Source organism: Streptomyces sp. NPDC054849, assembly GCF_053610945.1.
Map to the genome: position 1 here is coordinate 61,246 of NZ_JBSGZI010000010.1, position 23,179 is coordinate 84,424.

At 68.6% G+C, this 23,179-nt stretch carries 22 protein-coding genes and 1 riboswitch; of the genes, 15 read left to right on the plus strand and 7 right to left on the minus strand.

The genetic code is table 11. The features are described 5' to 3' along the window. Window positions 1-34 precede the first annotated feature (34 nt). The 3 genes from ACWGIF_RS07260 to bcp all read right to left on the minus strand — a co-directional run bounded on the left by ACWGIF_RS07260 (window position 35) and on the right by bcp (window position 1,964). Window positions 35-715, minus strand: coding sequence for an HNH endonuclease signature motif containing protein (locus tag ACWGIF_RS07260; protein ID WP_453492326.1), 681 nt, complete (start codon window positions 713-715; stop codon window positions 35-37). After that, window positions 712-1,350, minus strand: a complete 639-nt coding sequence (locus ACWGIF_RS07265; RefSeq protein ID WP_453492328.1) for an HNH endonuclease signature motif containing protein — start codon at window positions 1,348-1,350, stop codon at window positions 712-714. The genes ACWGIF_RS07260 and ACWGIF_RS07265 overlap by 4 nt, the downstream gene beginning before the upstream one ends. Before the next feature lie 146 nt (window positions 1,351-1,496). After that, window positions 1,497-1,964 (minus strand): thioredoxin-dependent thiol peroxidase, encoded by a 468-nt coding sequence (gene bcp, locus ACWGIF_RS07270; RefSeq protein WP_453492331.1) that lies wholly within the window; start codon window positions 1,962-1,964, stop codon window positions 1,497-1,499. Window positions 1,965-2,023: 59 nt separating this feature from the next. Between bcp and ACWGIF_RS07275 the strand changes: the two genes are divergently transcribed. The 3 genes from ACWGIF_RS07275 to ACWGIF_RS07285 all read left to right on the plus strand — a co-directional run bounded on the left by ACWGIF_RS07275 (window position 2,024) and on the right by ACWGIF_RS07285 (window position 3,386). Further along, complete coding sequence (locus tag ACWGIF_RS07275; protein ID WP_453492334.1) at window positions 2,024-2,410, plus strand: DUF3618 domain-containing protein; 387 nt, start codon at window positions 2,024-2,026, stop codon at window positions 2,408-2,410. Between the two features lie 43 nt (window positions 2,411-2,453). After that, window positions 2,454-2,795 (plus strand): GroES family chaperonin, encoded by a 342-nt coding sequence (locus ACWGIF_RS07280; RefSeq protein ID WP_453492337.1) that lies wholly within the window; start codon window positions 2,454-2,456, stop codon window positions 2,793-2,795. 174 nt (window positions 2,796-2,969) lie between these two features. Beyond that, window positions 2,970-3,034, plus strand: a riboswitch (guanidine-III (ykkC-III) riboswitch). Between the two features lie 31 nt (window positions 3,035-3,065). Beyond that, a complete protein-coding gene (locus tag ACWGIF_RS07285) occupies window positions 3,066-3,386 on the plus strand; it encodes a DMT family transporter (RefSeq protein ID WP_453492340.1) in 321 nt (106 codons plus the stop codon). A 15-nt stretch (window positions 3,387-3,401) separates the two neighbouring features. Here the strand turns inward: ACWGIF_RS07285 and ACWGIF_RS07290 are convergent, their stop codons facing one another. Beyond that, a complete protein-coding gene (locus ACWGIF_RS07290) occupies window positions 3,402-5,882 on the minus strand; it encodes a transglycosylase domain-containing protein (protein ID WP_453492343.1) in 2,481 nt (826 codons plus the stop codon). Between the two features lie 186 nt (window positions 5,883-6,068). Between ACWGIF_RS07290 and ACWGIF_RS07295 the strand changes: the two genes are divergently transcribed. From ACWGIF_RS07295 to ACWGIF_RS07315, 5 genes are all read left to right on the plus strand, one after another. Further along, entirely contained in the window at window positions 6,069-6,872 is an 804-nt protein-coding gene (locus ACWGIF_RS07295; protein WP_453492474.1) for an ABC transporter permease, read from the plus strand. Between the two features lie 115 nt (window positions 6,873-6,987). Next, window positions 6,988-7,845, plus strand: a complete 858-nt coding sequence (locus ACWGIF_RS07300; RefSeq protein ID WP_453492477.1) for an ABC transporter permease — start codon at window positions 6,988-6,990, stop codon at window positions 7,843-7,845. Between the two features lie 2 nt (window positions 7,846-7,847). After that, window positions 7,848-8,822 (plus strand): ABC transporter ATP-binding protein, encoded by a 975-nt coding sequence (locus tag ACWGIF_RS07305; RefSeq protein ID WP_453492346.1) that lies wholly within the window; start codon window positions 7,848-7,850, stop codon window positions 8,820-8,822. 181 nt (window positions 8,823-9,003) lie between these two features. Continuing rightward, the gene (locus ACWGIF_RS07310; protein ID WP_453492349.1) at window positions 9,004-9,663 is read left to right on the plus strand and encodes a DUF1707 SHOCT-like domain-containing protein; all 660 of its coding nucleotides are present in this window, start codon (window positions 9,004-9,006) and stop codon (window positions 9,661-9,663) included. Between the two features lie 797 nt (window positions 9,664-10,460). Beyond that, on the plus strand, window positions 10,461-11,966 hold the full coding sequence (locus ACWGIF_RS07315) for a DUF445 domain-containing protein (protein ID WP_453492352.1): 1,506 nt from the start codon (window positions 10,461-10,463) through the stop codon (window positions 11,964-11,966). Here ACWGIF_RS07315 and ACWGIF_RS07320 read toward each other — a convergent pair. Both ACWGIF_RS07320 and ACWGIF_RS07325 read right to left on the minus strand, forming a co-directional pair. Continuing rightward, window positions 11,936-12,949 (minus strand): hypothetical protein, encoded by a 1,014-nt coding sequence (locus ACWGIF_RS07320; RefSeq protein WP_453492355.1) that lies wholly within the window; start codon window positions 12,947-12,949, stop codon window positions 11,936-11,938. The genes ACWGIF_RS07315 and ACWGIF_RS07320 overlap by 31 nt on opposite strands. A 34-nt stretch (window positions 12,950-12,983) precedes the next feature. After that, the gene (locus tag ACWGIF_RS07325) at window positions 12,984-13,520 is read right to left on the minus strand and encodes a GNAT family N-acetyltransferase (protein WP_453492358.1); all 537 of its coding nucleotides are present in this window, start codon (window positions 13,518-13,520) and stop codon (window positions 12,984-12,986) included. A 258-nt stretch (window positions 13,521-13,778) separates the two neighbouring features. On the opposite strand from ACWGIF_RS07325, the gene ACWGIF_RS07330 reads away from it, so the two are divergent. Together ACWGIF_RS07330 and ACWGIF_RS07335 are read left to right on the plus strand one after the other, a co-directional pair. After that, complete coding sequence (locus tag ACWGIF_RS07330) at window positions 13,779-13,970, plus strand: hypothetical protein (RefSeq protein ID WP_453492361.1); 192 nt, start codon at window positions 13,779-13,781, stop codon at window positions 13,968-13,970. Between the two features lie 39 nt (window positions 13,971-14,009). Beyond that, window positions 14,010-14,306, plus strand: a complete 297-nt coding sequence (locus ACWGIF_RS07335; RefSeq protein ID WP_453492480.1) for a hypothetical protein — start codon at window positions 14,010-14,012, stop codon at window positions 14,304-14,306. Window positions 14,307-14,544: 238 nt separating this feature from the next. On the opposite strand, the gene ACWGIF_RS07340 is transcribed toward ACWGIF_RS07335, so the two are convergent. Next, complete coding sequence (locus ACWGIF_RS07340; RefSeq protein ID WP_453492364.1) at window positions 14,545-14,994, minus strand: SRPBCC family protein; 450 nt, start codon at window positions 14,992-14,994, stop codon at window positions 14,545-14,547. Between the two features lie 817 nt (window positions 14,995-15,811). Between ACWGIF_RS07340 and ACWGIF_RS07345 the strand changes: the two genes are divergently transcribed. From ACWGIF_RS07345 to ACWGIF_RS07365, 5 genes are all read left to right on the plus strand, one after another. Continuing rightward, entirely contained in the window at window positions 15,812-16,885 is a 1,074-nt protein-coding gene (locus ACWGIF_RS07345; protein WP_453492367.1) for a DNA cytosine methyltransferase, read from the plus strand. A 129-nt stretch (window positions 16,886-17,014) separates the two neighbouring features. After that, complete coding sequence (locus tag ACWGIF_RS07350) at window positions 17,015-17,428, plus strand: very short patch repair endonuclease (protein WP_453492370.1); 414 nt, start codon at window positions 17,015-17,017, stop codon at window positions 17,426-17,428. Window positions 17,429-17,539: 111 nt separating this feature from the next. After that, window positions 17,540-20,182 (plus strand): Z1 domain-containing protein, encoded by a 2,643-nt coding sequence (locus tag ACWGIF_RS07355; protein ID WP_453492373.1) that lies wholly within the window; start codon window positions 17,540-17,542, stop codon window positions 20,180-20,182. A 2-nt stretch (window positions 20,183-20,184) separates the two neighbouring features. Then, complete coding sequence (locus tag ACWGIF_RS07360) at window positions 20,185-21,210, plus strand: PD-(D/E)XK motif protein (RefSeq protein WP_453492483.1); 1,026 nt, start codon at window positions 20,185-20,187, stop codon at window positions 21,208-21,210. After that, window positions 21,207-23,171, plus strand: coding sequence for a hypothetical protein (locus ACWGIF_RS07365; RefSeq protein ID WP_453492376.1), 1,965 nt, complete (start codon window positions 21,207-21,209; stop codon window positions 23,169-23,171). Before ACWGIF_RS07360 ends, ACWGIF_RS07365 begins: the two co-directional genes overlap by 4 nt. Window positions 23,172-23,179 lie beyond the last annotated feature (8 nt).

Sequence of the window (23,179 nt, forward strand, 5' to 3'; positions counted from 1 at the left end):
TCCCAATTCGGACATCGGGTCAGTTTGGCTCCGGTCAGTCTACGACCGCTGAGCTCCGAGGGGCGACCGCCTTTCGGTGTCGTGTCCTGCACCACGTGTCAGTGACCGCATGGCAGTTGGGACACAGGAGCCGGAGGTTCTCCGCCCGGTCGTCGCTCCAATCGCCGTTGACGTGGTCCACCTCCAGCGTCATCGGCCGTCCGAGCCAGTCCGGAGGTGTTCCGCACATGGCGCAGCGCTCCGGTACGCCGACCTCGCGCAGAGCCCGTCGCAGGAGGCCGGTGCGGCATCGCCGCTTGCCGTCGTGCTTGACGAGGATCTCCGCTGCGGTCTTGAGGGGCGTGGGCCCCGCCTTGCCGCGTTGGTGCGCCTGGCCGAGGAAGTGTGCTGTCGAGATGCCGTGCTCGGCCGTCCACTGGCTGAGCGCGGTCCGGCGGCGGCCGGTGTCGGGAAACCCGAGACGCCGTAGCGTCTCGGCGATGCTGTACGACTCGGCCACCGCGCCCTGGAGTTCATCGCGGGTCGGCCGCCCGCGCACACCAGCGGGCCGGAAGTGAGAGACGTCGATCCCGTGGTGCGCGAAGCGTCTCATCAAGTAGCGCTCGAGCTTTCCGTACGGCTTGATTCCGAGGTGGGCGATGACCTCGTTGATGTCACCGCACTTCGCCGCGGCCTCGGCCAGGACCTCAGAGGTGTAGCGGGCGCCGGTGCTCATCGGCGCCCCTTCGCCCGGCCGCGGTATGTGTCTGTCGTCGAGTGGCAATTGGGGCAGAGGAGTCGCAAGTTCTCGGGACGGTTGTTTCGCCAATCACCGTCGATGTGGTCGACCTCCAGTGGGAGCGGATAGCCCTGCCAGAGGGGTTCGATGCCGCACATCCGGCACTGTTCGGGCGTGCCCTGCGATTTGAGTGCCCTCTTGAGCTGTTCACCCTGCGCGCGGCGGGCATGAGGTCCGTCCTGCATGACCAGAATCGATTCCGGGGTCCGCCGGACCTTGGGGCGCCCCGCCGACGAGGGCGGCCTGAAGTGGGATGTGTCTATGCCGTACGCCTTCACGCGGCGGGTGATGTGGGTGTGGTGTCCGCCCACGACCTCGAGCCCGAGTCGGCGCAGCACCTCGCACATCGTCGTCGAGGCGGTGACGACCTCCGCCAGGATCTCCCTCGTCCACTTCGCCCCCTCCGGCTCGAAGTGGGAGACGTCCACACCCAGCTTCCGCATGCGGTCGTGCAGATAACGGCGCGAACCGCTCTTCGGATCCACCCCCAGCCGCTCCAGTGCCTCCGTCAGCGTGCGCGCCCCCTCGGCCGCCTCCGCGAGGCGTTCCCTCGTGTACGGGCTGCTCGGCATCGTCGCCCCTCCATCTCCCGTCCGCGTGTGCGGCCCTCGTACGGAATAACGGACCGATAGTCGGACGGTTACGGCCTATTTCGTCCGATAAACGGAGCGGCCCGCACCGGTTGGGTGCGGGCCGCTGTGGCGGGGGAGGGGGTGGGTCAGACGCCCAGGTCCTTGATGATCTTGGCTACGTGGCCCGTGGCCTTGACGTTGTAGAAGGCGTGCTCGATCTTGCCCGCCTCGTCGACGACCATCGTGGAGCGGATGACCCCGGTGACCGTCTTGCCGTACAGCTTCTTCTCGCCGTACGCGCCGTAGGCCGCCAGGGTCTCCTTCTCCGGGTCGCTGACCAGCGTGACCTTGAGGTCTTCCTTCTCGCGGAACTTCGCCAGCTTCTCCGGCTTGTCCGGAGAGACGCCGATGACGTCGTAGCCGGCCGCGGCCAGGACGGCCAGGTTGTCCGTGAAGTCGCAGGCCTGCTTCGTGCAGCCCGGCGTCAGCGCGGACGGGTAGAAGTAGACGATCACCTTGCGGCCCTTGTGGTCGGCGAGCGAGACGTCGTTGCCGTCCGCGTCGGGCAGGGTGAAGGCGGGGGCGGTGTCGCCCGGCTGGAGTCGCTCGCTCATCGTGACAGTCTCCTCGGAGGGGATCGGTATCCCACTGAGACTAAGCTGACAGACTGTTCATGGCGGACTACGCCTTACAGGACCACGACGACGGAGGCAGCGCGGTGTCGGAAGCCAGGACCCCCGCACGGGAAGCCAGGACCCCCGCACAGATCGAGGCGGACATCGTCCGCCGCCGCGAGCAGCTCGCCGAGACGCTCGACGAGATCGGTGTGCGCGTGCATCCGAAGACGATCATCGGGGACGCGCGGGCCCGGGTCGCCTCGACCGTCGACCACACCGCCGGCCGGGCCTTCGCCGTGGTGAACGGGCTCGTCACGGATCTGCGGGACGGCCTGCGCCACGACGACGGGGCTCCGCGCTACGAGCGCATCGCGCCCGTAGCGCTGGTCGCGGTGAGCCTGGTCGGGCTGCTCGTGGTGTCGGCGCGCCGCAGGCGCGGATGACCCTGTGCGGTACAGGGCGCTCGCGGGCAGGTAAGTTCGGGGCGTGAGCGAGAACACCACCGACGACAAGCTGCCCATCCGCATGCTGCACGACCGCGTGCTCGTGAAGTCCGATCTGCCGGAGGGCGAGCGGCGCTCGGGCGGCGGCATCCTGATCCCCGCGACGGCTGCCGTGGGCAAGCGGCTGGCCTGGGCGGAGGTGGTCGCGGTCGGGCAGAACGTACGGACGGTCGAGCCCGGCGACCGGGTGCTGTACGACCCGGAGGCCCGCGCGGAGGTCGAGGTGCGGGGCGCGACGTACGTGCTGATGCGTGAGCGGGACCTGCACGCGGTGGCCGCGGAGCGGCTGGAAGGGTCGGAGGACTCGACCGGGCTGTACCTCTGAGCGGAGCCTCGTCTCTGAGCGAGGCAGTGTCTCTGGTCGAGGTTGTACCTCTGTCGAGGCCGTGTCTCTGGTCGAGGCCGTACCTCTGTCGAGTCCGTGCCTCTGTCGAGTCGGTGCCTCTGGTCTTCGGCAGGTGAAAGGGTCGGTGGCGCAGGTCACCGGCCCTTTCTGCTGCCTTTGCTACGGTGGGTGAGAACCCGACGAGACGCGCCGTACCGGGTACGACAAGACGACGCACCCCGTATCGCTCGATGTCTCGGAGGTGCCGTCATGGCATGGGTTCTTCTTCTCGTCGCCGGTCTGATCGAAGTCGGCTGGTCGATCGGCATGAAATTCACCGAGGGCTTCACCCGGCTGTGGCCCAGTGTGTTCACGGGCGCCGGGATCGTCGCCAGCATGGTGCTGCTGTCCTACGCCGCGAAGACCCTGCCCATCGGTACGGCGTACGGGGTGTGGGTGGGTATCGGCGCGGCCGGTGCGGCCGTGCTCGGTATGGCGGTGCTGGGCGAGCCCGTCACCGCCGCCCGGATCTTCTTCATCGGTCTGCTGCTGGTCGCCGTGGTCGGGCTGAAGGTGACCTCCGGCCACTGACCGGGCGCGGACGGGCTATTCCAGGAACGCGGACGGCGGGCGCCGGCCTTCGGTGGTCCCGCCGTCCGCGCCTCCCGTGCCCGTCCTGCCCTGGTTGCCCATGGTGGTGCCGCCCTCGTCGCCCTCGTCGCCTTCGCCCTGGGTGGTGCCGCCGTTGTTCTGACCGCCCTGCGTCTGGCCCCCGTTGTTCTGGCCCCCGTTGTTCTGGCCTCCCTGGTTCTGGCCCCCGTTGTTCTGGCCGCCGTTGTTCTGACCTCCGTTGTTCCGGCCGCCGTTGTCCTGCCCGCCGTTGTCCTGGCCGCGCGTCGGCGGGGTCGGCCGTAGGGGCGGGGTCGGGGTGAGGTCGCCGTCGGGTGTCTCCGGCGGGGTGTCGGACGGGAGGGTGGGGGACGGCGGGGGCTGGGCCGCGCCCGGCTGGAGTTCGAGTTCGAAGTCGAGGGGGTCGCTGCCCTCCAGGGCGGTCTTGGTGTACGCGGCCCAGATGCGGGCCGGGTAGCCGCCACCGCCGATGCGGGCTTGGCCGAGGGCGCCGTACAGCGACTGCAGGGTTCCGGTGTCCGGGTCCTGGCCCATCATCGAGACCACGGTGACCAGGTCGGGGGTGTAGGCCGCGAACCAGGCCGAGCGGTCCAGTTCGCCGGTGCCGGTCTTACCTGCGGCCGGGTGGCCGGCGGCGAGGGCTGCCGTACCGGTGCCGTTGTCCACGACGCTGATCAGCATGGACGTGGTGGTGTCGGCGGCTTCGCGGCTGATGGCCTGGACGGGGGTGCGCTCGGGCAGGCCGATCGTGTCGTCGCCCTTGGTGATCTTCTCCACGAAGGTGTAGGGGGTGCGGCGGCCGTGGTCGGCGAGGGTCGCGTAGGCCTGGGTCATGTCCAGGACGCTGGCCTGCAGGGTGCCGAGGGCCATCGCGGGGCCGGCGATGAAGTTCGGGGTGTTCTCGGGGATGCCGAGGTCGATGGCGGTCTGTTTGACCTTGGTGGTGCCGACGTCGACGGCCATCTGTGCGTAGACGGCGTTGACGGAGAGGTCGGTGGCGGTGTTGACGGTGATGTTGCCGTAAGACACCTGGCCCTCGTTCTCGGGGGCGTAGCGGATCCGGCCGCCGACGACGGGGCGTTTGTTGTCGCCGTTGTAGATCGTGTTCGGGGTGATCCGGCGGCCGTCCTGGGTGTGGGCGTCGTTCTCGACGGCGGCGGCGAAGACGAAGGGCTTGAAGGCGGAGGCGACCTGGTAGTCGTGCCGGGTCGCGTTGTTCACGTATTGCTTGGTGTAGTCGATGCCGCCGTAGAGGGCGACGACCTTGCCGGTGGCGGGGTCGATGGAGACCCCGCCGGCCCGCACCAGCCGGTCCGCCTTGCGTTGTTCGGGGTCGAGTTTTTCGACCATCTGTGTGTCCACGGCCTCGACGAACGCGCTCTGGCGGCGTTTGTCGATGGTCGTGGTGATCCGGTAGCCGCCCTCGGCGAGGATCTTGTCGTCGAGGATCTTGCGCTCGATGATGAAGTCCTTGATGGCTTCCACGAGGTAGCCGCGCTGGCCGGACATGCCGGCGGCCGCGCGGACCTTGCCGGGCTCGGGGAACTGCGTCGTCGCGCGTTCGGCCGGGGACAGCCATTGCTTCTTGACCATGCCGTCGAGCACGTAGTTCCAGCGGGCGAGCGCGCGGGGGCGGCTCTGGGGGTGGGAGACGACGTCGAAGGCGCTGGGGGAGTTGAGGAGGGTGGCGAGGTAGGCGCCCTCGGCGGTGGTGAGGTCGGCGACGTCCTTGCCGTAGTAGGCCTGGGCGGCGGCCTGGACGCCGTAGGCGTTGCGGCCGAAGTAGCTGGTGTTCAGGTAGCCCTCGAGGATGTAGTCCTTCGACTTCTCGCGACCGAGTTTGATCGCGATGAAGAACTCCTTGACCTTGCGGTTGATGGTCTGTTCCTGGCCGAGGTAGTAGTTCTTGACGTACTGCTGGGTGATGGTGGAACCGGACTGGGTGCCCTTGCCGGTCGCCGTGTTCCAGGCGGCGCGGAGCATCGCCTTGGGGTCCACCGCCCGTTCGGAGTGGAAGTCCCGATCCTCGGCGGCCAGTACGGCCTCCTGGACGGTCCGCGGGACCTGCGAGAGCGGCACGTTGACGCGGTTGACCTCGCCGTCGCGGGCGATCTGCGAACCGTCGGAGTAGAGGTAGACGTTGGACTGCGCGGTGGCGGCGGCGTTGGCCGGCGGGATGTCGACCAGCAGGTAGCCGGCCACGAGGGCGCCGCAGAGAAGGAGGGCGAGGAGCAGGACTCCGCCCAGCACCATGCGCCAGGTGGGGAGGGCGCGGCGCCAGCCGGTCCGCTTCCGGCGGGCCCTCTTCCCCGGTGCGGGCGGTTCCGGCCGCGGGCCCGGCTGCGGCTCGGGCTGGGGCCTCGGCTGCTGCTGGCGTCTGCGCGGCTGCGCCCGGTCGGGGGGCGGGGTGTCCGGGTCGCGAGGGGTCCAGCCAGGGGGTGGTGACTGGTCGCTCATCTCCGGGACTCCTCGACGCCGTTCGAAATATCCACTTCTGTACCTCATGGTGTCTACCCGATGGCCGGTGATTACGCGCCGGACGGGCATAAATCGGTCGCGTGGATCGCCCCTCCGCACTAAGCTCGCGCGCTTTGGCCGACGTAGGAACGACGTGGGAAACGGAGGGATACGGTGGGCCAGAGAGTGCGGCTCTACCTGGCGGTCGCGGCGGGCGGCTTCCGGCGCTACGCCACCTACGGGACGGCGACCGCGGCCGGGGTGTTCACCAACACCGTGTTCGGCTTCATCGTCGCGTACACGTACATCGCATTGTGGGACGAGCGGCCGGGGCTCGGCGGCTACGACCAGGCGCAGGCCCTGACCTTCGTGTGGGTCAGTCAGTCACTGCTCGCCGCAGGCGCGTTGATCGGGGGCGGCTTCCAGGAGGAGATCCAGGAGCGGGTCCGCACGGGCGACATCGCGGTCGACCTGTACCGGCCGGCGGATCTGCAGATGTGGTGGCTCGCGGCCGACATGGGCCGGGCCGCGTTCCAGCTGCTGGGGCGCGGGCTGGTGCCGCTGGTGGCAGGGGCGCTGGCCTTCCCGCTGGCGCTGCCGGCGGATCCGCTGCGCTGGCTGCTGTTCCTGGTGTCCGTGACGCTCGGGCTGGTGGTGAGCTTCGCGGTGCGCTACCTGCTGGGGCTGCTGGCCTTCTGGCTGATGGACGGGTCCGGGATCAACATGATGGCCACCGTCGTCTCGATCTTCTTCTCCGGGATGCTGCTGCCGCTGACCGTCTTCCCGGGAGCCTTCGGCGAGTTCGTCCGGGCCCTGCCGTGGGCGGCGATGCTCCAGGTCCCGATGGACGTCCTGCTGGGCAAGCACGCGGGGGCCGGGGGCGCGGCCGAGGCGCTGGGCTTCCAGGCCGGGTGGGCGCTCGTACTGCTGGGGGCGGGGCGGCTGTTGCAGTCGGCCGCGACACGGAAGGTGGTGGTCCAGGGTGGCTGACACGGCTGAGACGGCTGAGACCGCTGAGACGGCTGCTGTGGAGGACGCCGGGGCGGCGGAGGCGGCGGAGGCGGTGCCGACGCGGGAGTTCGGGGTGACGGCCGCGGTGACTGCGGTGACCGCGGCGACCGTGGTGGCGACGCCGGCGGCGGAGCGGCGACGCGGTCGGGTCCGGGAGGGGCTGCGCGGCTACGGACTGATCGTGGCGATGTGGGTCCGGTCGACGATGACGTACCGGGCGTCCTTCGCCCTGTCGGTCGTCGGGCACGCCGCGATCACCTTCCTCGACTTCCTCGCGATCTTCATCATGTTCTCCCACGTGGACGTCCTCGGCGGCTTCACGCTGCCCGAGATCGCCCTGCTGTACGGCTCGTGTTCGGCCTCCCTGGGCCTGGCGGACCTGCTGATGGGCAACACCGACCGGATCGGCGTCCGGATCCGCGACGGCTCGCTCGACACGATGCTCGTGCGGCCGGTCCCGGTGCTCGCGCAGGTCGCGGCGGACCGCTTCGCGCTGCGCCGGCTGGGGCGGGTCGGGCAGGGGCTGGGGGTGCTGGGCTGGGCGCTGTGGACGCTGGACGTGGACTGGACGGCCGGGAAGGTGCTGCTGGTGCCCGTGATGGTCCTGGCCGGGGCGGCGATCTTCGCGGCGGTGATGGTGGCCGGGGCGGCCTTCCAGTTCCTCGCGGGGGATGCGGCGGAGGTGCAGAACTCCTTCACGTACGGCGGCTGCACGATGCTCCAGTACCCGCCGTCGATCTTCGCGAAGGACCTGCTGCGCGGGGTGACCTTCGTCGTCCCGCTGGCCTTCGTCAACTGGCTGCCCGCGCTGCACGTGCTGGGGCGGCCCGATCCGCTGGGACTGCCCGGGTGGGTCGCGTACCTGAGCCCGCTGGTGGCCTTCGCGGTGTTCCTGCCCGCGTCGCTGGCGTGGCGCGCGGGAGTCCGTTCGTACCGAAGCACGGGGAGCTAGCTGTGGCTGTGACAGATGCGCTGATCTCGCTGGACGGGGTCGAGAAGGTCTTCGACGTACGGCGCCGGGTCAGCTTGATGCGCCGGGAGAAACGCGAGGTCAGGGCGGTTGACGGGATCAGCTTCGAGGTCGCTCGGGGGGAGATGGTCGGCTACATCGGTCCCAACGGCGCCGGGAAGTCGACCACGATCAAGATGCTGACCGGGATCCTGACGCCGAGCGGGGGACGGCTGCGGGTCGCGGGCATCGACCCGGCGCGGGAGCGGATGCGTCTCGCGCACCGGATCGGGGTGGTCTTCGGGCAGCGCACCACGCTGTGGTGGGACCTGCCGCTGAAGGACTCGTACGGGCTGATGCGGCGGATGTACCGGGTGCCGCGGGCGCGGTTCGAGGAGAACCTGGAGCGCTGCGTGGAGCGGCTGGACCTGGCCGAGCTGCTCGACGTCCCGGTACGGCAGCTGTCGCTCGGGCAGCGGATGCGCGGGGACATCGCGGCGGCGCTGCTGCACGATCCGGAGGTGCTGTACCTGGACGAGCCGACGATCGGGCTGGACGTGGTGAGCAAGGCGAAGGTACGGGGCTTCCTGCGGCAGTTGAACGAGGAGCGCGGGACGACGGTGCTGCTGACGACGCACGACCTGCAGGACATCGAGCAGTTGTGTGAGCGGGTGATGGTGATCGACCACGGGCGGCTGATGTACGACGGGGCGCTGGGCGGGCTGCACACGGCGGGGTCGGTGGGGGAGAGCGAGCGGACGCTGGTGGTGGACCTCGAGCGGGAGCTGGCGCCGATCAGTGTGGAGGGGGCGCGGGTGGTGAAGGTGGACGGGCCGCGGCAGTGGCTGGCGTTCCCGGCGGGGGCGTCGGCGGCGCCGCTGGTGGCGGCCGTGGCGGCGCAGTACCCGCTGGTGGACCTGTCGGTGCGGGAGCCGGACATCGAGGACGTGATCGCGCGGATGTACGCGGGGAGGGGCTGAGGCCGCCCGCGGGATGCCCGTCCGACCGTCCACCCGTCCGCCGCTCCGCCCGTCCGCCTGGTCGGGCGGTTGGCCGGTCGGTTGGCCGGTCGGTTGGCGGGGACCGGATCAGGGGAAACCCGGGGCTATCTCAGGGACCGACTCGTACAACTCCCCGGGAACACTGCATAGTCTGGGGCGTATGAGTGACGAGCGGCCGGAGAAGCCGTTGCCGGAGCTGAGGGCGTCGGATGCCGACCGGGAGCGGGTGGTGGAACGTCTTCGTGACGCCGTCGCCGAGGGCCGGCTCGACATGGAGGAATTCGAGGAGCGGCTGGAGGCGGCGTACAAGTCCCGGACGTACGCGGAACTGGAACCGCTGACGCGGGACCTGCCGACCCCCACCGGGCCGGCCGGCCGGCCCGCGGCGGTCGCCGGGTCGGCGGCCACGCCGTGGCGGGGCCGGATCGGCGGGGCGGGAACGTCCGCGACGGCCGTCGCGGTGATGTCGGGGTTCCAGCGCAGGGGCCGGTGGACGGTGCCGGCCCGGTTCAACGCGGTGGCGTTCTGGGGCGGCGGTGAGCTGGACCTGCGCGAGGCGGACTTCGCGGAGCGCGAGGTGGTGATCAACTGCGTCGCGATCATGGGCGGCATCGAGATCACGGTGCCGCCGGGTGTGGAGCTGGACGTACGGGGCTTCGGCTTCATGGGCGCCTTCGACCAGCGCGACAGCCCGGGCCCGCCCCAGCCGGGCGCCCCGCGGGTGGTCGTGACGGGCTTCGCCTTCTGGGGCGGCGTGGAAGTCAAGGTCAAACACCCGAAACCCCCCTTGGGCGGCACCTCCTTCCACAAGGAGCTCTAGCGCGGGCCCGGCAAGGTCCGAAAGACACGCCCTAAGGGCGGTGCGACGCGTCGGCCTGAGGGGCCGGTGGCGTCGGGGTCCGGGCCCGCCGGGGTGGTGGAGCGCGGCGCCTCGGCGCGGGGCAATGAGGTGACGAGCCTTCCGGGCCCGGCGGCTTCGGCTCGGTCGCTGCATCGGGCCGGCCCGATGGCACGAGCGGCACCGCGGGCCGGGGACGTGAAACGGCAGGTACTCCGGCCCGGCTTCGGCCGGGGCTGAGCCGGGCGGCGCCTCACCCGCTGAGCGTGGGGCGTCGGGTACTCCGACCCACGGAGTTGTCGGACCGGGCCCGGGCCGCGCAGCGCCTCCGGCCCGGGGTGTCGGGCCCTGCGGCCCCGGGGCTTGGGCCCGTCGGCAGCTCGGGCCGCGGGGCGTGACCGTGGGGCCAGGACTTCGGTTCCCGGCCCTGGCCCCTGGCCCCTGGCCCTGGCCCTGGCCCCTGGCCTTGGCCCTGGCCCTGGCCCTGGCCCCTGGCCCCTGGCCCCTGGCCCTGGCCCTGGCCCTGGCCCCTGGCCTTGGCCCTGGCCCTGGCTCCGGCCTTGGCGCTGGAGCGGCACGGTCCGGGCGGCTGGGGCCGCGCAGCGCCTCCGCCTGCGGGCGTAGCCGTGGCTCCGGGCTTCGGCCCGGCGGTAGCTCAGGCTGGGGGGCGGGCCGCGCCGGCCCGGGGCTCGGCCGGCGGTGGCTCGGGCCGCGGGCGTGAGCCGCAAGGTCAGGGCTTCGGTCCCCCGACCCCGACCCCGGCGCGGGAGCGGCACGGTATGGGTGGCCGGGCCGCGCAGGGCTTGCGCACGGCTTGCGGGGGTACCCGAATCGCCACCCCCGCGGGAGCGACATGGCGTGGCGGGAACTCCTCGCGCCTCCCGGGAGTCGGATGCTATGCAGACAAAACCGGCGCCCCCGGGGGAAGGCAGGAGCACGTGGAGAACCGCAGCACAGCCGGAGGCACCGCCCCACCGCAGCCACCGCAACCGCCACCCGTACCGCACCCCGCCCGCGGAGCGTTCGTGTTCAGCCCCGCCGACGAGGAGCGCCGCCGCGGCGTCCGGCGGATGAAAACCACCGCGACCGGTCTGCTGATCCTGGTCGCTCTGGTCTACGTACTGGCCAAGTACGCCCAGCACGCCTGGGGTGCGGGCGGCTGGGCCGCGTACGTCGCCGCCGCGGCCGAGGCCGGCATGGTCGGCGCGCTCGCGGACTGGTTCGCCGTCACCGCCCTCTTCCGGCGGCCCCTGGGCCTGCCCATCCCGCACACCGCGATCATCCCGACCAAGAAGGATCAGCTCGGCGTCACGCTGGGGGAGTTCGTCGGGGAGAACTTCCTCTCCTCCGACGTGGTCAAGGCCCGGCTCCACGCCCTCGGCATCGGCGGCCGCCTCGGCGCCTGGCTGGCCGAGCCCGCGCACGCCGACCGGGTCACGGCCGAGCTGGCGACCGCCCTGCGCGGAGCCCTGACCGTACTGCGCGACTCCGACGTGCAGGCCGTCGTCGGGGAGGCCATCACCCGGCGCGCCGAGAGCGCCGAGATCGCGCCCGGCATCGGCAAGACCCTGGAGCGGGTCGTCGCGGACGGCGGCCACCACCGGGCCGTCGACCTCATGTGCGCCAAGGCGCACGACTGGCTGGTCACGCACGGGGAGTCGATCACGGAGGCGGTCCAGGGCGGGGCCCCCGGCTGGACCCCGCGGTTCGTGGACCGCAAGGTGGGCGAGCGCGTCTACAAGGAGCTGCTCCGGTTCGTCACCGAGATGCGGGACATGCCCCAGCACCCGGCGCGCGGGGCGCTGGACCGCTTCCTGACGGACTTCGCGGCCGACCTGCAGACGGACACGGACACGCGCGCGAAGGTGGAGCGCCTCAAGTCCGAGATCCTCGCGCGCGACGAGGTCCAGGACGTCATCGCCTCCGCCTGGTCGGCGATCCGATCGATGATCATCTCGGCGGCGGAGGACGAGCAGAGCGAGCTGCGCCTGCGGGTCCGCGCCTCGCTGATCTCCCTGGGCGCGCGCCTGGCCACCGACGGCCGTCTGCAGGCGAAACTGGAGGGCTGGATCGAGGGCGCGGTCGTGTACGTGGTCACCACCTACCGGCGTGAGATCACCTCGCTGATCACGGACACGGTGGCGGCCTGGGACGCCGAGCACACCTCCCGCAAGATCGAGGCCCACATCGGCCGTGACCTGCAGTTCATCCGGATCAACGGCACGGTGGTCGGCGCCCTGGCGGGCCTGCTGATCTACACGGTGTCCCGCGCCTTCGGGGCGTAGGCGGCGGGCAGCGGCAGCTCCAGCTGGGCGTGCCCGCGGGCGGTGACGCCCGGCGGCGCGGGGCGGGCCGCTCCCACGGCGAGCAGTGCGCGCAGGGCTGCGATCACCTCGGCCGGTCCGTCGCGCAGGATCCCCGGCGTCGTACTGGCGACGAGGACGCCGCGGGACTCCAGGCGCAGCCGCCGCCGCAGGGTGGCCTGCCAGGAGTCGCGCGTGTAGTGGTACTCGGCGGAGTCGATCTCCAGTGCCACGCCCTCCTCGGGCCAGTACGCGTCCGGGCTGGCGAGGAAGGCGCCGTCCGGGCCGTAGAGGCGGGCGTTCCAGAGGGGGGCGGGGAGGTCCGTGGACGACAGGGTGTCGCGTGCGCGGCCCTCGGCGATCGAGCGGACGCCGGCGACCAGCTCCGCGGCCGCGGAGCGGGCGGCGGGGCGGTTGACGATCCGGCCGGCCCGGAGTTCGGCGTGCAGGTCGTGAGGGTGGCACCAGCCGCCCTGGACGACGTTCGCCAGTACGGAGCGCACCAGATCCGGGTCGTCGGTGCGCGCCGCGAAGTCCGCGGCGGCCCGGACCGGGCGGGTGCCGGGGACGCCGGAGAGGTGGATCGTCGCGGGCCAGCGGGCGGTCGAGCGGGGCCGGACCTGGCCGGCGGGCGTCACCGAGCGCGGGGCGCGGACGAGGACGTCGAGCGGCTCGGGAGGGGCGTCGCGGATGCCCAGGAGCGCGAGGGCCGCGCCGCCCGTGAGCGCGGCCGTCGTTCCGGAGAGCGGATCGGCTGCGGGGTGGGCGGCGTACAGGACGGCGGACAGGGCACGCTGCCTGCCGTCCGGTGGCCCGGTCTGCAACAGGTAGACCCGTGGCAGGAGCCGCTGCCAGGGCCCTCCCCGGCGACTGCGGCCGCTGATGGTGGCGGCCGGGATCCCGGCCTGCGTGAGCTGGTGGTACGTGGCCAGGTTCAGCTGGCGCTGGGCGATACGAGTGATCATGCCCCGGGTATGCCCGATGGCGGCCGCCCGATGCTCAGGCCGAGGGGTGGTTCGGGGCGAGGAAGACGACGACGCCGTTCTGCGTGCCGGGCAGCGGGGTGACCTCGTGCCAGCCGAGCCGGCGGTAGGTGGCGACGGTGTCGGTGGCCACGCGGGCGGTGAGCAGCCAGGCGCGCGCGTCGGGGGCGTCGGCGGTGATCTCGGCGAGCAGGGTGCGCCCGGTGCCGTGTCCGCGGGCGTGCGGGCGGACGGCGAGTTCGTCGATCTCCAGCGCGCCGATGAGCAGTTCCCGTACGCGCTGACGGCCGAGCTGGGCGGTGACCTGCCCGTACGCCCGGTCCGTGGGGAAGGTCTTGGGCGTCAGCCAGGCGGTGGCGAATCCCTCGATGCCGACGGCCGTCTGCGCGAAGGCGGTCCGGAATCCGGTGCGGCGGCTGTCGGCCTGCAGCCTGGCGGTGAAGAGGCGAATGGTTTCTTCGTCTTCGTTCCACGGTGGCGCGGAGAACACCTCGCTGTAGGCGTCGGCCAGTTCGTCCGCCAGGTCCAGGACGGCCGGTCCATAACAGATCACGTTTGCAGCTCCTTGGGCCGGCTTGGGCGGCTTCGTTCGTATCGCCCCTCTCGAAGAGGGAATCTACGCCCGTGAGGTTCCCTGGAGGGCAGGTCCGCGGATCCGGAGGGTGTGCGACAAATCCGACTTCCGTACGGTGCCGCGGACGGCCCGTATCGGCGGCGCCCGGCCCGGCGTTGAGCTGGTCGTTGCACCAGTAGTTGACCCAGTCGTTGAACCAGTACAGCGCGATGTCGAACGACCCCACCGGAGCCCAGCGTGCCGCACACCCTCCTCACCCGGATCCTGGTCGCCGTCGGGGGTTGCGCGGTGGCGTTCTTCATCATCCTGGGGGTCATGTCCGTGCTCCCCCGCGCCGTACAGGACACCGTCCCGCCCGGTGTCCTCGGCGGAGCGGTCGTCGTACTGGGCGTGGCGGCCGCGCGTCGCTTCGCCCGCCGCGCCCGCTAGCCTCGAACGGTGACGTTCGAACGGCTGGAGGCCCCCACGATGGCGCAGATCCCCACCTCGGCAGTAGCGGCAGGCGGCCTGGTCGGCGGCTACGCCGCCGCCCGCTGGACCGGAAAGCGGCCGCTCGGCGGCGTGGGCCTCGCGGCCGCCGGCGCCCTGGCGGCCCGCGAATGGCACCGCCGCACGTCGCCGACGACCACGGCCCTGCTCGGCGCGGCCTACATCGCCGCATTCGCCGGATCGCACCCCCTGGCGAAGAGGGTCGGCCCCTGGCCGGCGGTCTTCACCGCGGCGGGCACGATGGCCGCGGCCGCCTACGCGGCGGCGGACCGCTAGCCTCGGCCGCCCCGCCCGCCTTCCGCGGCCCGTCGGTCGCAGCGCAGCGCTCGGCTTCCCCGCCGGCGGTCCATAAGCCGTCCCCCAGGCCTCGGGCTGCCCCCAGGCCCTCCGCGGCCTGTGTCAGGCGTCCCTCAGCCTCGGGGGCTCCCTCCAGGCCCTCCGCGGCCTGTCAGGCGTCCCTCAGGCCTCGGGCTGCCCCTCGGCTGCTGCCTCTCAGCGTGCTCCTCGGCGGCTTTCAGTCGCCCCTCAGCAGGCCCTCGAGCTTGTCGAAGCCCTGGGTCCATCCCTCGTCGTGCAGGGCGAGCCGCCCCTCGGTGGCGAAGTCGCCCTGCACGAACACGAGCCGCGTGGAGCCTGGGCCGTCGCCGTACAGCTCCAGGGTCACGGTCGTCTCCCGGTCCGCCGGGTCAGGATCCTCCCAACGGAAGGTGTACGACAGCAGGGCGGGAGGGTCCACGTCCAGAAACTCGCCGGTGAGGAAGAACGAAGCCCCCTCGGGCGGCCGCATCTCGATCCGATAGACCCCACCGGGCCGCAGATCACTCTCCAACCGAGGGATGACGAACCCGTCGGGCCCCCACCACTTCGCGAGCTCCACGGGATCGGTCAGGGCCTGGAAGACCACCCCGGGCGCCGCAGGAAACACCCGCACCATACGAAGCCTGAGCGCCCCGTCCTGCCCCATCACGCCCCCTGACACCCTGGCGACAACGGCGAACCATCCCCATCCTAGGAGCCCGGAGCCGCACTGTCGCAGGGACGCCACCGCTTACGGGATTCGGCCTGGGGGGTGCCTCGCCCCGGTGCGTCGGATGGCACCCTAGTGGAAACACTCCTGAGCGCGGGGACGAAGGGCGCTGAGCCCGGATACCTGCGGTTTGCTCCCGTCACCGGATGAATGAGTCTTAGCCGTGGGGTGGACTGCTATGCGGTCAGCTGTCCCTGACGCCGGGGAGTGTACGGGGCAGCCTGCGAACGACAAGACTCACCAGGAGGCCGAGGTGGATGCGGCGTAGGGGCACACCGGTGCGTCTCGCCTCGGCAGTCCCTAGACTTTCGGCGCGAGTAAGCCCCACACCGCCAGTGCGCCCTAAGCTTGCGTTCCCATCTTCGGCCCCGGCCGGCGAGCCGCCTTGGGTTGCGATGCGGTCCACGAGCTCTCTATGAGGATTTTCGGGATCGGAGCGCGTTTATTTTACAAGTAGATTCTCGAGCACTGGCCTTCGGCCGACCACGTTCTGCCGCCATGGTCGGACGGGTAGGGAAAACAGGGAGATCTGCGTCGGTCGGAGGTCGCTGACGTCGATGCCGGGCTCAGGGGTTGATCTCGGCAACCGGTGTGGCCGGCGGGTTAGTTCGATCGGATGGCAGGGTAGCCGGAGCTGGAGTCGATCCGGTAGACTGTTGCATCATTATTATCCGTTATTGGTAGACCAGATTCCTGCGGCAGGGAATTCATCGGAGGTCGATTAGGAGTGGCGAGTCCTCACAATTCGTCGGATGTGGTGGCGCCGTACCGAGTCATCGATCTCTTTGCCGGCTGTGGTGGAATCTCTGAAGGTTTTCGCAGGTCCGGGTTTTTCCGGCCTGTGGCTGCCGTGGAGCTGGATCGAGCGGCAGCGGCGACGTATGCTGCGAATTTCGGTGAAGATCACATCTTCCAGGGGGATATTGCGAAATGGGTAGAAGGTGATCTCCCTGAGGCCGATGTGGTCACCGGTGGTCCGCCTTGCCAGGGTTTCTCGAACCTCGGTTCCAAGCGTGATGATGATGAGCGTAATGACCTCTGGAAGCGCTATGTGGAGACCTTGCACAAGGTTCAACCGAAGGCGTTTCTCATGGAGAACGTGGATCGCTTCTTCAAGACTCACCAATTCCAGTCCCTCAGGGACGAGCTGAAGCCCGGGAAGCTCCTCGAGAATTATCAGATCGATGCGGCGGTGCTCCGTGCGACCGATTTCGGGTCCACGCAGCTGCGGAAGCGCACGATCATCATCGGTACCCGTAAAGACATCGATCAGATTTTCTTGCCCGGTGTGCAGGTGACGGAGGCTGCTTGGCGCACGGTGAAGGACGCTATCGGTGACATCGAAGCGACTGTGCCGGAAGGACACGTGGAACTTCCGGTAGGGCGAGAGTTCAAGGTATTCGGTGGGGTGGTTCCTGGGACCTATTCGGCTCAGGAAATGCACATCACTCGAAATTATATCGATCTCTCGCGCAAAAGGTTCGAAGCCATTCCTCCGGGTGGAAATCGCCACGACATTCCCTTCGAACTTCAAGCACCCTGCTGGCAGGGATTCCGTGGGGGTGCTGGGGATGTGATGGGACGACTTCGGTGGGAGAAGCCGTCTGTGACGATCCGCACCGAATTCTGGAAGCCCGAGAAGGGGCGTTATCTGCATCCCGTGGAGGACCGCGCCATCACTCATTACGAGGCGGCGCGAATTCAGGGATTTCCGGATGAGTTCAAGTGGTGCGGAAAGAAGGCGGAGATCGGTCGGCAGATCGGAAACGCGGTGCCGGTGGAAATGGCCGAGGCTTTGGCCCGACACATCGGCGAACACCTGTCCTGAGGGGCGCCCGCGGGTGTGGTGCGAGCGACGATTCGGCCGGGGAGGGAGGCTTCAGTGGGTGAGCGGGTTCGTATGAACTCAGCTGATGCCGGCGCTTCATGGGCGTCGAGCGAGGGCGTGCGTCGCAGCATGCGTGCCAACAAGGGCCGTGACACGAGACCTGAGCTCGAGCTCCGGCGTTCCGTGCACGCGGCAGGGCTTCGGTATCGGGTGTCCGCTCGACCCTTGCCCACCGTCCGACGCACGGCCGACCTGGTCTTCACGCGGGTCCGACTCGCGGTCTTCCTCGACGGCTGCTTCTGGCACGGGTGCCCTGAACACCACACCCGGGCCAAGACGAACGCCGGATACTGGGCGGACAAGGTGCGAGTGAACCGCGCACGCGACGCGGAGACGGACCGTCTGCTTGCGGATGCCGGCTGGGAGGTTCTGCGCATTTGGGAGCACGAAGAGATCCAGGTGGCGGTGAGACGAGTCATAGAGACGTATGGCCGTCGCGTGGTCGAGATGGCGGAGGCCGCCGAGCGGGGACGATCACGATGATTCGGTACCGCCGCGGGGTCTTCCTCATTATCGTGTGATCACGAACCAGTCTTCGTCGAGTCGGATCGTGGTTGTCCGGACGTGCGTCGGCTCAGGGCATCAGGAGCGATCATGGAAGATCCGCGCATCGAGGCGGCGTGGAAGATTTTTCAGACCAGGCTGGACACGGCACTCCCTCATCAGGTGACGCAGGAACTGCGAGATTTGTTCGTTCCCGACCACGTGATCGAAGAGCTTCTCCGGCGGCATGACGTCGAGACCACTCGGATCGCCAGCCTGAGGGAGCCGCTCGCACTGGGACGTGAGAACGCTCTTCCCTGGTACACGGGACCTCGGCCTGACGACAAGAACTGGCCTGCATTCGAAGGCATCCTCCGTCGCTCGCTCGGGCCGGACTCCACACAGAAGATAGATGAGGCGTCAACGCGAGTCGTCGCGATGCTTGATCATCCGGCGACTCCCGCCTTTCGGTCGCGGGGTCTTGTCGTAGGGCACGTGCAATCAGGAAAGACGAGTAACTTCACCGGAGTCGTCTGCAAGGCCGCAGACCGGGGCTACCGGATGTTCATCGTCCTATCGGGGATCCACAACGCCCTGCGGCGTCAGACGCAGGCACGGCTCATTCGTGACGTTGTGACCCTCAATAAGCCGTCGTGGCATCAGATCACAAGCACGGAGCGTGACTTCGTCCCGCCGCCGAACGCTCAGTCGTTCCTGGCCTCGAAGGATCAGACGCTTCTGCTGGTTGTCAAGAAGAACGCTGTCGTCCTCCGGAAGCTGCGTGACTGGCTCGAGCAGGCACAGGAGCAACTTGGCAATTGTCCGACGTTGATCATTGACGACGAGGCGGACCAGGCCACACTGGCCACCCGTCGCATCAACCCCCTCATCAGGGATGTCATCACGCGACTGCCGAAGTCTTGCTACGTGGGATACACGGCGACGCCATTCGCCAACCTACTGACCGACCCTCGCGACCACGAGGACTTCTACCCGCGGGATTTCATCCTGAGCCTGCCGCGAGGCGAGGGATATCAGGGGCCGGAGACTCTGTTCGGTCGCCACCCTCTTGACGGGGAGGACCCGGCAGAGGTGCCGGGCGGACTCGACCTGATCCGGACGATTCGGGACACGGAACTGGATGACCTGCGCCCCAAGAGGCAGTCGGCCGTCGCAGGGTTCACGCCCGTCATCACCGAGTCCCTTCGTCGAGCAGTACTCTGGTTCTGGCTGGCCACCGCCGTCCGACATTCGCGCGGGCAGCAGGACCAACATTCCTCCATGCTCGTCCACGCACACTCCGACACTCGTGTCCACGACTCTTATGGCGCCCCCCTCAGTGCGTTGAGGGAGGATGTGGTTCTCGGTCTCGCAGAAGCAGACCCCGAGCTGCTCGAGGAACTTCGACTGCTCTGGGAAGACGAGGCTGCACGGGTTGATCCTGCCGGCTTCGACATCCTCGCCGGAGGCTTCGAGGCGGCGATTGGGTACTTGGCAGGCGTTGTGGAGACGACCAAGATCGTGATGGACCACTACCGGAGTAATGATCGGCTCGATTACGAATCAGGGCCGGTGAACGTCATCGCGGTCGGCGGCAACACCCTCTCGCGTGGGCTCACTCTCGAAGGACTCGTCGTCAGTTTCTTCGTGCGGTCCTCGAATGTGTACGACACTCTCCTTCAGATGGGGCGCTGGTTCGGCTACCGGCCTGGCTATGCGGACCTGCCCAGGATCTTCATGCCAGCCGAGACCCGACGCTGGTTCACGCACCTGGCCACGGTGGAGGAGGAGATGCGCAAGGAGATCGATCGGTACCTCACGGAACATAAGTCCCCCCTTGAACTGGCCGTCCGCATCCGGTGCCACCCGAAGATGAGAGTGACAGCTCCGTCCAAGGCCGGCGCGGCGGTTCGCACAGCGGCTTCCTACGGTGGGCAACTCATTGAATCGCACTACTTCCCATGTCGGCCCGTCGATGATGCGTCGAAGTGGCATGCGAGAAATTCGGAAGCCGTCCTCGGTCTTCTCAACGCCGCTTCCAGCATCGGTCGGGCCGACCGGACAGTGAAGGCCGGCCGCGCCTTGTGGCGCGAGGTTCCGATCGACCATGTGCTCGACTTCATCGGGTCCTATGAATTTCACCCCAAGTCGGTCGAGGCCTCTGCGGATCTGATGAGGGAGTACATCAAGCGGCGTAACGAGCAGGGCGCACTGTCGTCCTGGAACGTCGGTGTCATAGGAAACGCCGTTGGTGCCGATTCCACACCACTCTCACTTGCGGGCGGCGTAGTCGTCGCCCCGGTCACCCGTACCCGTATCACCGGGACTTCCTCCGATGACGTCGCCGACATCAAGACGCTCACCGGCTCGCGAGATGAGGCACTGGACCTACAGCTCCCTCAAGGGGAGGGGGCGGTGAACCGAAGCAGACTGCAGGAGTTGAGAGTCCAGCAGCAGCCAGAGCGAGGCCTCGTCCTCCTTTATCCGATCGATGCCAGGTCTGAAGTACCGGTGCGCAGCCGGAACGGCGAGATGACGAGGATCACAGGCCGCGCCCCGCTCGACGCGCCTGGCGATGTCGTCTGGGGGGCTGCGCTGGTCTTCCCCCGACCCAGCCGGGGAGACGCGGCGGTCGAATACGACTACGTGGCAGCAGATCTACGCCAAGTCTTCCCGTCGGCCGGGGAGGACGACTCCGAGGACGTGTCCGTGCTCGAACAAGACCTCGACGGCGACACAGAGGGTAACGCGTGACCATGCCACCCGAGATATCCTCGGCCACCGCCCGATTCAGAGAGACGCTGGAGCTTCTATGGGCCCGGCTGGACGATGAGTCTCGATCCGCCCCTGCCCTCATGGTGTCTGCCGAGCTGCAGATCGCCACACCTTACGGGTCTGTCAGGCTTGGTCGTGATGCCGAAGGCATGAGGCATCTGCTCGTTCCCATCTCGCGGACCGATCGGCTGGACGACGACCGGCGTAGCGCGGGCGTGCACCTTGCCAGCAGGGTCTTGCTCGTGGACGACATGCCGGTCCGGTTCGCCGACCTCGTCTGCCGGCGTCGGGACCTCGCAGGCGTCTTCACCGGACTCGTCGCCGATGTGTGTGCCAGAGTCGCCGCGGAGCCGCAAGGCGCGCCATTCCGCATCGCTCAGACCCTGAACTTCTGGCGTCTCCTGCTTGGGGGGCAGCCGGGTCACTGGACGGTGCCGCGCCTCGCTGGGCTCTTCGCTGAACTCACGGTTTTGGAGCGACTGCTGGTTGTGCGACCTACTGCTGTGGCGGCGTGGCAGGGGCCGACCGGGTGCGCTCAGGATTTTCGCAGCACGCATCATGCGATCGAAGTCAAGGCGACCACATCGTCCGGTGGTCGAATTGTTCGAATCCATGGTGTCGACCAGTTGGAAGTCCCCACGACAGGGACCCTTCATCTCGCATGGTTCCGCGTTGTGATCTCCTCTGGGTCGGTGGGCAGATCGATTCGCGACCTCATCGACTCTTGTCGCGACAAGGCCGCGGCAGTGGACGTGTTGGACGCACGGCTCGTTGCTCTCGGCATCACGGCGGAGGTCGATGCCGCTGTGACGGACACTCGCTTCGAGTCGACTGACGAACGCTGGTATGAGGTGGATGAAGCATTTCCCAGAATAGTTCCAGAAGGCTTCATCAAGGGTGCCGCGCCTACCGGTGTCAGTGGTGTCGAGTATCTCGTCGACCTTGACAACGTTCCCGCCAGAGCAGACCGAATCGTCGCTCTCGACCGACTGGCGTCCGAATTTTGAATTCCTACACCTGGTACTCCCAGCCGTTTCGCGCGGACGGCGGCATCACCGCCGACGGGCTGCTTGGCCAACTGGGTCGGCCGCAACTGTCTCGTCTAACGATTTTGGTACGCGAAGCCGCACAGAACTCGTGGGACGCCAGGTGCCGTGACCAGGCCGTCGTGCGATTCCGCCTCGATCTGAGCAGCGTCGGTGCTGCGCATATCGGAGAGTGGCGGCGGCTGTTCGCTGAGGGTATACCGCAGACAGGTGATGTCGGCGGGGCGTTCAGGAGGCTTTCACAGGCTTCCTCTATTCGCTATCTCGCGGTCTCGGACCGAGGGACCAAAGGGCTAGGAGGGCCCACCCGCTCGGACGCCGGTTACAGCATGCGGCGGGAATGGCTTCGCTTCGTCTTGAACAGCGGCGACCGAGATGGAGAACAGCAGCAGAGTGCGACGGGCGGAACCTTCGGCTACGGCAAGGGGGCCTTCTTCCTGACATCCAAGGTGGGCTGCACATTCGTGTACACACGGTTCCGACGTGAGGACGGAGTGCTGCAGTCGCGTTTCATCGGGGCGGCGATCCGCAAGGCGTTCTGGCATGGCGGCGCACGCTTCACCGGCCGTCATTGGTGGGGCGAGTCGGGGTCCGACCATTGCGAGCCGCTACAGGATGCGGCCGCGGACGATATGGCCCGACGTCTCGGCCTTCCGACGTTCAGTGCGGAGGATACGGGCACGACAGTGGTCATCGTCGATCCCGACCTGACCGATCCGACGCTGCCGGACACCGAGTCGCCTGAGGAGATGAACACCAACGAGGCAGGCACCTACCTGGCCGACGCAGCCGCCTGGAATCTCTGGCCGATCATGCTGGAAGAACGAGAAGCCCGCATGTCCGTGGCAGTCACGGCGAATGGTGTCGAGATCGAGGTGCCGAGTCCTGCAACGGATCCGACGCTGGCCTTCTTCGCCGATGCCTACCGTAAGACGGTCATGGGGCGAGGCGAGGTACTCAGTTGTCTTCGGCCGCAGAAGGAGCTGGGCGACTTCGCTTACGAGTTCACCTATGCGGCGACAGTGACGTCGCCCGCGGCCCGTGATCTGGGCATCGAGGGAGCGCCTCATCATGTCTGCTTGATCCGGGGGCCGGAGCTCGTGACCAGATACTACGAAGGCCCAGAACGCCCCAATCCCAACGTGGGGTATGCGGGCGTCTTCAGGGTCTCCGAAGAACTCGATCCCGTTTTTGCGCGTTCTGAGCCACCCACGCACGACGCTTGGGCCTATCAGCAGCTGAAGGGGCATGAGGCGACGTTCGTGCGAACCCTCGGGCGAAGGCTTAAAGAGCGTTGTGACGCCATCAGCGGCGCCACGGCCAAGAAGGCGTTCAAGATCGGTGACTATTCCGTAGGTTCGGTCGCTCAGCGGCTGGGACACTTGCTTGCAGGCCCTGGAGGCACGGGTACGGCCGTTATCGACGTCGCTCCCCGTCCGGGAACGTCCACCAGGCCGGAGCCTCCGACGGCGGAGACGCCGGCCACCGGGGAGAACGAAGATGCATGGCCTGGTTGGCAGCCAGGGGAGAGCGCTCATGGAGGGGATGCAGCCAGTACCCCGATCGCGGGTGGCACGCCGAGCGGCGTGCGGTCTCGTACGACCGCCACTCGCAGGCCGACCCTGATCTCCTCGCCGCGCTTCGAGGTCCTTGATGGGCGACCCGTTCTGGTTCAGCGGGTCAGGTTGCACGGTTCGGGTCGCAATGAAGGCCACACCAAGGTTGTGACCGGTGAAGGCATCACCGAGAACTCTGCCCCGAAGGGGGCGATCCAGCCGAGCGTTCACGGCTGGCGGTTGGCGACGGGATGCATCGTTCCAGGTGCAGTTCTGTACCACTCCGAGGGTCTCGTGGAGGTAGAGCTCATCGTGAACGCCGTCCCCGACGCGGTTCTCGACATCAACGTGACGGGCCAGGTATGAGTGTGCAG

Excerpts from the sequence above, each read along its gene's own strand:
- ACWGIF_RS07260 (WP_453492326.1), bottom strand. The coding sequence starts at position 715 with ATGAGCACCGGCGCCCGCTACACCTCTGAGGTCCTGGCCGAGGCCGCG.
- ACWGIF_RS07265 (WP_453492328.1), bottom strand. The coding sequence starts at position 1,350 with ATGCCGAGCAGCCCGTACACGAGGGAACGCCTCGCGGAGGCGGCCGAG.
- bcp (WP_453492331.1), bottom strand. The coding sequence starts at position 1,964 with ATGAGCGAGCGACTCCAGCCGGGCGACACCGCCCCCGCCTTCACCCTG.
- ACWGIF_RS07275 (WP_453492334.1), top strand. The coding sequence starts at position 2,024 with ATGGCGGACTACGCCTTACAGGACCACGACGACGGAGGCAGCGCGGTG.
- ACWGIF_RS07285 (WP_453492340.1), top strand. The coding sequence starts at position 3,066 with ATGGCATGGGTTCTTCTTCTCGTCGCCGGTCTGATCGAAGTCGGCTGG.
- ACWGIF_RS07290 (WP_453492343.1), bottom strand. The coding sequence starts at position 5,882 with ATGAGCGACCAGTCACCACCCCCTGGCTGGACCCCTCGCGACCCGGAC.
- ACWGIF_RS07310 (WP_453492349.1), top strand. The coding sequence starts at position 9,004 with ATGAGTGACGAGCGGCCGGAGAAGCCGTTGCCGGAGCTGAGGGCGTCG.
- ACWGIF_RS07315 (WP_453492352.1), top strand. The coding sequence starts at position 10,461 with ATGGGTGGCCGGGCCGCGCAGGGCTTGCGCACGGCTTGCGGGGGTACC.
- ACWGIF_RS07320 (WP_453492355.1), bottom strand. The coding sequence starts at position 12,949 with ATGATCACTCGTATCGCCCAGCGCCAGCTGAACCTGGCCACGTACCAC.
- ACWGIF_RS07335 (WP_453492480.1), top strand. The coding sequence starts at position 14,010 with ATGGCGCAGATCCCCACCTCGGCAGTAGCGGCAGGCGGCCTGGTCGGC.
- ACWGIF_RS07340 (WP_453492364.1), bottom strand. The coding sequence starts at position 14,994 with ATGGGGCAGGACGGGGCGCTCAGGCTTCGTATGGTGCGGGTGTTTCCT.
- ACWGIF_RS07350 (WP_453492370.1), top strand. The coding sequence starts at position 17,015 with ATGCGTGCCAACAAGGGCCGTGACACGAGACCTGAGCTCGAGCTCCGG.
- ACWGIF_RS07355 (WP_453492373.1), top strand. The coding sequence starts at position 17,540 with ATGGAAGATCCGCGCATCGAGGCGGCGTGGAAGATTTTTCAGACCAGG.
- ACWGIF_RS07360 (WP_453492483.1), top strand. The coding sequence starts at position 20,185 with ATGCCACCCGAGATATCCTCGGCCACCGCCCGATTCAGAGAGACGCTG.